This window comes from uncultured Chitinophaga sp., assembly GCF_937874145.1.
GTDB lineage: Bacteria > Bacteroidota > Bacteroidia > Chitinophagales > Chitinophagaceae > Chitinophaga.
Genome location: NZ_CALNBI010000270.1, coordinates 1 through 8,181, shown reverse-complemented (window position 1 = coordinate 8,181; position 8,181 = coordinate 1). Strand labels below are relative to the sequence as shown.

Sequence of the window (8,181 nt, the reverse complement as noted above, 5' to 3'; positions counted from 1 at the left end):
TTTCGCCTACCTGCAGGAAAATGGGCCCCAGCATCTCGCCGAAAGCGAGCACGCCCTCCAGGAAGGCCGTGGTGCTTTCGCGGGCGTTCACGAGGTTACTATAATGGCTGATGGACTGCGGCACCTTGGGGCAGAACCGGAAATCCGGGTTCTTCACTTTCTCCGCCCATCCGGTGATGGTATCCGGCCCATAGATTTTATAATGCGTAGCGTTCAGTTCCACGCTGGCGAAGGAGCGGGCATATTCGGTGAGGAAGTCCTTTTCGCGGGTGCCGTTCGGGAAGATGTCGCCCACCCAGTCTTTGCGGTTCCAGGTGGTGCAACCCAGGCGGATCACCGGCTTAGAGAAAGGTTTGCCGGGCAGCGCGCCCTGGTTGAAGGCGGGCTCGGCGGGAAGTTTGAAGTCGGTTTCGGCCAGCAGGGCCGCGTCGGTCTGTCCGAATTTCATACCTGCAAAATAGGGCTTTCGGGGGAAATGGTCCCGATTATCCCCCTTTCTGCGCCTGGCTTTGCTCGTAGGTGGGGCCGTAGAGGCCGGGAACTTTGTTGCCGGTGGCGCGGAGGTAAACGATCATCTCGCCGCGGTGGTGGTAAATATGATTAAAGAGGAACCCGCGGGCTACGGCGCCGCGGGGCATGGGGCCCAGTACGGTTTGTCCGCCGGCCTGCATGGTCCAGTTTTCCTGCAGGCTTTCTTCCGTGGTGGAAGCGAGTGCCTGGCGGGCCAGCGCCACGTTTTTCTCAAACAGCTCCAGGGTGGCGGCAATGTCGGACGGGGCGCCGCGTTCGATATGATCGGCCGTGAGGTCGTAGACCGATTTGGTGAGGGTGCCCACGTACCAATAATAAATGGTGGCGATGTGCTGGGCGAGCTCGCCCATGGTCCAGGAAACGGGGGAGGGCTTGAAGCCGATGTCTTTGGCGGGGACGGCTTCAAGCAGCTTCCGGGTGCTTTTTACTTCCTGTTCGAACTCTGCGCGTAAGGATTGTAACAGCATATGGTGGATTTTATGTGATATTACGAAAATTCTATGCCATTCCGGGGTGATGGGGAAATGGGGATAACGGGAAGCTATATATTCCAACTTTCCTGAAAATCATTTTTTTGTGTACGATTCCTTTGTAATCTGGACTTTCCGGATTAAATTATAATCAGTATGGAAATATTGCACGTCAGCGCGGAATGTTACCCGGCCGCCAAGGTAGGCGGCCTGGCGGATGTAGTGGGCGCACTCCCCAAATACCAGTTCCAGGAAGGGGCCATCGCCAAGGTGGTGATCCCCGCTTACCGGAATGCTTTCCGCGAAAGCGGGAAATTTCAGTTCGGGCTCGTGCACCAGGGCGGGCTCTGGCTGGGGCATGACTGGTATCATTTCAATGTATGGAAGGAAAACACCAACGCGCTGGGGTTCGACTTCTACCAGGTCGATATCCCCGGCCTGCTCGACACGCCAAACGTTTACGGCTACGCCAACGATACGGAGCGTTTCCTGGCCTTCCAGGTGGCGGTGCTCGACTGGCTCAGCGAATGGCAGCACCAGCCGGATGTGGTGCATTGCCACGATCATCATACCGGCCTCATCCCGTTCCTGCTTAAATTCGGGCGGAAATACAGCGGGTTGAAAGACATACCTACCGTGCTGACCATCCACAACGCCCAGTACCAGGGGCAGTTCGGGTGGGATAAGCTCTACCTCATTCCTTCATTCGATCTTTGGAAAAGCGGCCTGCTCGACTGGAACGGCGCCATCAACCCCCTGGCCTCGGCCATCAAGTGCGCCTGGAGGATCAACACGGTATCTCCCAGTTACATGGAAGAGCTGTACCACGCCGCCAACGGGCTGGAAGGATTGCTGAACGCGGAAAGAGCCAAGGCGCGGGGGATTCTCAACGGGATCGATGATGATGTGTGGAACCCGTCGGCCGACCCCATGCTGCCCGCGAACTATGGCATAAAAGATGTTACCAAAGGCAAGAAAGCCAATAAAGAAAGCATCTGTGAAGAATACGGATTCAAAAAAGACCTGCCGCTGTTTGTTTTTATCGGGCGGCTGGTGGGCGATAAGGGCGCCGATCTCATCCCCGACGCCGTAGGGCGCGCGCTGTCCGACCATCCGGGGGCGTTCAACTGCCTCATCCTCGGCAGCGGCGACGCGCATATCGAATGGCTCATGCAGCAGGCGCGCCATATAAACGGTGAACACTTTGGCGTGTACATCGGTTATAACGAGGCATTGAGCCACCGGCTGTACGCCGGCGCGGATTTCCTGCTGATGCCCTCGCGCGTGGAGCCCTGCGGCCTGAACCAGATGTACGCCATGCGGTATGGCTCCATACCGGTCGTCCGCTCCACCGGCGGCCTCCGCGATACCGTTACCGACTTCGGGGACGAGGGCGGCACCGGCGTCAGGTTTTTTCAGCCCACGGGCGGCGACCTGCACCACGCTATCGGGCGGGCGCTGGAGCTCTACGGCACCAAAACGACATTCAATAAAATCAGGAAAACGGGCATGCAGCAGGATCATTCCTGGAACAAAGCTGCCCGTCAGTACATGGACCTTTATACCAGCCTCACATAAACACCGAACGTTATGTCTAACGAAGTGATCTCGATCATCCTTGGCGGAGGCGCCGGAACGCGCCTCTATCCCCTGACACGCAGCCGCTCCAAACCCGCTGTGCCGGTAGCCGGCAAATACCGGCTTGTCGACATTCCCATTTCCAACTGCCTCAACGCCGATCTGCACCGCATTTTCGTGCTCACGCAGTTCAATTCCGCCTCGCTGAACCAGCACATCAAGAACACTTACCACTTCAGCCATTTCAGCAAGGCGTTCGTAGATATCCTGGCTGCGGAGCAAACGCCCGACAACCCCACCTGGTTCCAGGGCACGGCCGACGCGGTGCGGCAAACCATCCGCCACCTGGAGAATTACGATTACAAATACATCCTCATCCTCTCCGGCGACCAGCTTTACCAGATGGATTTCCGGGAGATGATCCGCAACCATATCGAGAAAGGCGCCGACATTTCCATCGCCACCATTCCCGTACATGCGCGGGAAGCCACGGAATTCGGCATCCTCAAAACCGATGAAGAGAACTTCATCTCCTCCTTCATCGAAAAGCCGAAAAAGGATCTGCTGCCCGACTGGACGTCGGACACCGGTCCTGACATGGAACGCGCCGGCCGCAATTACCTGGCTTCGATGGGGATTTACATCTTCAACAAAGGGTTGTTGTACGAACTGCTGCACAACCAGCCAGACGCTACCGATTTCGGGAAGGAAATCATTCCCAATTCCATCGGCGAGCGCAGGGTGCTGAGCTATCAGTACGAGGGCTACTGGACCGACATCGGGAATATTTCTTCCTTCTTCGAAGCCAACCTGGAGCTGACAGACGATATCCCCCAGTTCAATCTTTTCGACGACGCCAAAACGATCTTCTCCCGCGCGCGCATGCTGCCGCCCGCCAAGATTTCGGGCACCACGCTGGAGAAAACGGTGATCGCCGACGGCTGCATCATCAACGCCAGCCGCCTCGAGCGCTGCGTGGTGGGCATCCGTACCCGTATCGGGAAGGGTACCACCATCAGCAATGCTTACCTCATGGGGAACGACAAGTACCAAACGCTGGACGAGATCAACCAGGCGAAGGCGGCGGGCCGCCCGCCCATTGGGATCGGCGACCGCTGCTATATCAACAATGCCATTATCGACAAGAACGCCTGCATCGGCAACGACGTACGGATCAATGGCGGGAAGCACCTCGAAGATGGTGATTTCGAGAAGTATACGGTGAAGGATGGCATCGTTGTTGTGAAGAAAGGAGCGGTGCTGCCCGACGGCTTTCAATGTTGATCCGCCGGGCGCAAGGCTTTAAAAATTAGGCATATATGCGCATACCCATAGAAAGGCAAAAGGCCAAGATCACTCCGGACCTCAAACGCGTGGTGGCCCGGTTCTTCTTCAACGGAGACGCCCGGGCTAAGGGCATTATTCTGAAAGTCACCGAGATGTCGGACGAAGACGTGGAACGGTCGGTCATCCCGCTGCTCCGCGAATTTTCGCGCCGCCACCGGAATATTACCCGGATATTCGAAAGGCACGCCGAGAAGGTGAAGCCCCTCATCCAGGCGCTGGGCCTGGATTTCGATAAAATCCCCATGAAACGGAAACTGCTGATCGGCTCTTATTTCACCAATGAATTTTCCATCGAATCCGCCGCGTTTTTCAACCCTTCCATCGTGGAAGATCCCGACCAGAGCAACCTGGAAGAAGGCGAAAAACGCGTCATACTCAGCTTCAGGGCGGTAGGCGAAGGGCACGTTTCGTCCATCGTATTCCGGCAGGCGATCGTGGACCGTGAGAACAACGTGACCATCATCCCGGCGGGGAATTATGTGGACGAACCGGATATCATCCGCAACACCATCTACCACAAACAGATTTTCTTCCAGAACGCCGTTTCCATCAGCCTGCCCGATTCCGTGTTCCGTGAAGTGGCCGCCTCTCTGCCGGATACATTCGATTATGTAGGACTGAAGAAAGTCATCCGCGAAATGCAACAACGCTACCAGGTGGATCACCTCCTGAAACGCGGGCTGGAACGGCTGTTGTGGCTGGCAGACAGTTATTATGAAATCAATTTTTCTCTGGATACCGACCTTTCGGACCGGGTAATTTTCCCGTATTCGGATGCGGAAAGCCGGGGGATAGAAGATGCCAGGTTCGTGAAATACACCGGCGACAAGAGCGGCGTTACGTATTACGCCACCTACACCGCCTTCGATGGCATTACCATCCAGCCGAAGCTGCTGCAAACGCGGGATTTCTATCATTTCAAGATCATGCCGCTGTACGGCGAAGGCGCGCAGAACAAAAACCTGGCGCTGTTTCCGCGAAAGATCAACGGGAAGTATGCGATGATGTCGCGTATCGACGGGATCAACAATTACATCATGTATTCCGACAAGATCAATATCTGGGAGAACCCCGAGATCCTGCAAACCCCGAAATATCCCTGGGAGTTCGTCCAGATCGGGAACTGCGGATCTCCGATAGAAACCCCGGAAGGCTGGCTCGTCATCACCCACGGCGTAGGCCCCATGCGCAGGTATTGCCTGGGCGCAACGCTGCTCGACCTGGAAGATCCAAAAATCGAGATCAGCCGCCTCCGCGAACCGCTCATCATTCCGAATAAAGACGAACGCGAAGGGTACGTGCCCAATGTCCTCTACAGCTGCGGCGCCCTCATTCATAACGAGGAACTGCTCATACCATATGGATTATCGGATTACGCGTCCACCTTCGCGACCGTACATCTGAAAGATCTCCTGCAAAGAGTAAAAGAAGGATAACAACTTACAAGATACGCGCCCTCGTTTTATACGGGGGCGTTTTTGCCAGCACCTGCTTGTACACTTCGATATAATCATCCACCATCCTGTCTACACTGAACCGCGACTCGGCCCATTGCCGGCATTGCCGCCGGTCGAGGGATGCGATGTCTGCCACGGAAGCCGCGGCTTCGTCCACATCCCGCACCAGGAACCCCGTTTCACCCGTACGGATGAGCTCGGGCATAGAGCCCCGGTTGTAGGCGATCACGGGCGTGCCGCACATCATGGATTCGGCCACGCTCAGGCCGAAAGGCTCGTCGAAATGAATGCAGTGCAGCAGCGCAAAGGCATTGCCCATAAGGCGCCGGCGCTCTTCCGGCCCGGCAGGCCCCACGTACTGTATCTGGTCGCCATCAATATGCGGCTCCACCTGTTCCTTAAAATACTGCTCATTTTGGATAATCCCCGCAATGATGAGCCGCATACCGGTCCGCTGCGCAATGGCGATGGCGTCGTGCGCGCCCTTGTGCGGATGAAGCCGCCCGAAAAACAGGAGATAATCGCCCGCGGCGCCGTTGAAATCGAATTGCGCCGGGTTGATGCCGTTGTACACCGTAGCCTCATATCGCAGCTCGGGGTGCCTGTTGGAGTCACTGATGGCTACATAATGGGATACGTCGTTGTACCGCTCGAAAACCGGGACGATCTTTTCGGACGAAAACCCATGGATGGTGGTCACCATCGGCACAGGGATCAACCTGCTGTAGGTAAGCGGGTGGAAATCGAAATGATTGTGGATGATGTCAAACTTGTCTGCCTCCTCCATCAGCATGCTGATATGCATGCATTCCTGGACTTTGGCGTCAAGACTGCGGTCTTCTTCATAACCGGCTTCACAAACTGCTTTGAGGTTTGCGCCGGTAATGGAATTGGCGGTGGCAAACAGGGTTACGTCCAGGCCGCGGCGGACGAGTCCTTCCGTGACGTTGGACGCAATCTGTTCCCATGGCCCGTAGTGCACGGGGGGCGTGCGCCAGGCCACGGGGGAAAGGATCGCGATTTTCATTTGTGTTAACCGATTTTACTGATAACGTTTGTGGTGTTGGTGGTGATAATAGTGGTACGAACGTTTTTTTCCGGTTTTGGGATTGCTTCGCAGCACTGTAAAACGGCTAAATGTGAAATAAAATACGCGAGCGTGGATTCCGCACCCTGGTTCCGGTTGAGCCCCGCGGCCGACAAACCGTCGCAGCAGCCGTGGGTTTCGTGGTCGTACAGCGGGATGCGGAGCACGTTTTCGCCGAGGAACCACTGGTAGCAGGTGTACATTTTACGCAGATAATCCGTATCGCCGGTAACGGTATGCGCCTGCTGGTACATGAGTACCATGGCCATGGTTTCGATCGCCTGCTGGTCGAACAGCGGGCAGGCGCCACCTTCGCAGTGCCATCCGTTGTTGCCCACTGGCGAAAAATAACCATGCGCCATGGTGAGGTTTTCCAGGAAAGATAGGCTGTCCAATGCAATGGCCCGCCATTTTTCGTTGCCGGTTGCCTCCGCGGCGTGGAGCATGGCGAGAGGAAGGATGCCGTTATCATACGTCATCGATTTCTCGTACCAGCGCCAGTCGCTTGTGGAATTGCGTTCCCAGGCATCGGCCAGCGGTTGCACCAGCCGTTCCAGGATATGGACCATACCTTCGTCGGCGGGATGTTGCAGAATATAGTGACAAACTCCTATGACACTGTTCGCCCGGCCGCGCAGGTGCTCCAGCGCCTCGAAGTGCTGGATGGAGCGGTGGTACAGTTCATATGCGAACTCGCGGTAGGAGTTGTTGGGTGCGAAACGGATGAGGTATCCCAGGGCCCAGACGGTGCGGCCGAACGAATCCTCGGAGCCTACCTCGTCGAGGTACTGGCGGCTGAAGCTGAGGAAGTTGCGGAAATTGCCGTCGGGCGTCTGCATATAATGGATAAAGCTGAGGTAGATGGGCAGCAGCTCGGGGCCTTCTTTCCCTTTACGGTATTGCTGGGCCATGAGCGTCATCATCAGCGCGCGGGCGTTATCGTCGACGCAATATCCTTCCTTGAGGTTGGGAATGCCGTATTTGGCGTGTTGCACGATGCCGGTATCGTCGGTCAGCCTGCGGATATGGGTGAGGTTGAGGGGCGGCAGCGCGGAGGAATCGGGCAGAGGCCCGGCCATCGTTGCGGCGCGCGGGGTGGCGAGGATTTTCCCGGCCAGCTGGAGGTACCGCCCGCCCATCCGGCTCCATTGCAGCTCGCGGCCGTAGGAGAGGGCGTTTTCGCGGAGGGTTTCCAGTTTGGCGGGCTCGTCGAACAGCGAGCGGATCAGCTGCCCGAGGGTTTCGTGCTGGCCGAAACCGAAGAGCTTCCCGCGGCCGTTGGCCAGCAGCTCGCTGGCGTACCAGTAAGGCGTGGAAAGCACGGCGGCGCCCGCGCCCAGGGCGTACGTCAGCGTTCCGCTGGTAATCTGCGCTTCGCTGAGATAAGGCGTTACATATACCTGGCTGCGGGTGAGCCAGGCGAAAAGATCGTCTTCCGACAGGAACGAATCGAGGAAATACACGTGGCCGGCGATCCCCAGCGTTTCCACAAGTTGTTGCAGGCTCTGGCGGTATTCTTCCCCCGAACCCCGTAAAACGGCGGGATGGGTTTTGCCAGCCACCACGTACACCACGTCCGGGTGCCGCTCGATCACCTGCGGCAGCGCGTTGATCACGGTTTCGATACCCTTGTTGCGGCTCAGCAGGCCGAAGGAATCGAGGGCGGCAGCATCGGTCACGTCCATCTGCAAGTGGGCGACACTTCCGTGGC

7 protein-coding genes are annotated in these 8,181 nt (G+C 57.0%); 3 read left to right on the top strand and 4 right to left on the bottom strand.

The genetic code is table 11. From position 1 onward, the window contains the following. Positions 1-448, bottom strand: a 448-nt coding sequence (locus Q0510_RS13455; protein ID WP_298712554.1) for a DUF72 domain-containing protein, incomplete at its 3' end; no start/stop codon positions are given. Positions 449-485: 37 nt separating this feature from the next. Further along, positions 486-998, bottom strand: a complete 513-nt coding sequence (locus Q0510_RS13450; protein WP_298712552.1) for a DinB family protein — start codon at positions 996-998, stop codon at positions 486-488. A 159-nt stretch (positions 999-1,157) separates the two neighbouring features. Here Q0510_RS13450 and Q0510_RS13445 point away from each other — a divergent pair, with 159 nt between their 5' ends. Genes Q0510_RS13445 through Q0510_RS13435 form a run of 3 tightly spaced genes read left to right on the top strand, consistent with a single transcriptional unit; the run spans position 1,158 to position 5,362 of the window. After that, positions 1,158-2,579 (top strand): glycogen synthase, encoded by a 1,422-nt coding sequence (locus Q0510_RS13445; protein ID WP_298712549.1) that lies wholly within the window; start codon positions 1,158-1,160, stop codon positions 2,577-2,579. 12 nt (positions 2,580-2,591) lie between these two features. Further along, a complete protein-coding gene (locus Q0510_RS13440; protein WP_298712546.1) occupies positions 2,592-3,863 on the top strand; it encodes a glucose-1-phosphate adenylyltransferase in 1,272 nt (423 codons plus the stop codon). 35 nt (positions 3,864-3,898) lie between these two features. Beyond that, positions 3,899-5,362 (top strand): glycoside hydrolase family 130 protein, encoded by a 1,464-nt coding sequence (locus Q0510_RS13435; protein WP_298712544.1) that lies wholly within the window; start codon positions 3,899-3,901, stop codon positions 5,360-5,362. 4 nt (positions 5,363-5,366) lie between these two features. Here Q0510_RS13435 and Q0510_RS13430 read toward each other — a convergent pair whose 3' ends face one another. Next, positions 5,367-6,410: a glycosyltransferase family 4 protein gene (locus Q0510_RS13430; RefSeq protein WP_298712541.1), complete on the bottom strand. Its 1,044-nt coding sequence runs from the start codon at positions 6,408-6,410 to the stop codon at positions 5,367-5,369. 5 nt (positions 6,411-6,415) lie between these two features. Beyond that, the coding region (locus tag Q0510_RS13425; RefSeq protein WP_298712538.1) for a glycosyltransferase at positions 6,416-8,181 on the bottom strand (1,766 nt) is incomplete at its 5' end.

Excerpts from the sequence above, each read along its gene's own strand:
- Q0510_RS13440 (WP_298712546.1), top strand. The coding sequence starts at position 2,592 with ATGTCTAACGAAGTGATCTCGATCATCCTTGGCGGAGGCGCCGGAACG.
- Q0510_RS13445 (WP_298712549.1), top strand. The coding sequence starts at position 1,158 with ATGGAAATATTGCACGTCAGCGCGGAATGTTACCCGGCCGCCAAGGTA.
- Q0510_RS13450 (WP_298712552.1), bottom strand. The coding sequence starts at position 998 with ATGCTGTTACAATCCTTACGCGCAGAGTTCGAACAGGAAGTAAAAAGC.
- Q0510_RS13430 (WP_298712541.1), bottom strand. The coding sequence starts at position 6,410 with ATGAAAATCGCGATCCTTTCCCCCGTGGCCTGGCGCACGCCCCCCGTG.
- Q0510_RS13435 (WP_298712544.1), top strand. The coding sequence starts at position 3,899 with ATGCGCATACCCATAGAAAGGCAAAAGGCCAAGATCACTCCGGACCTC.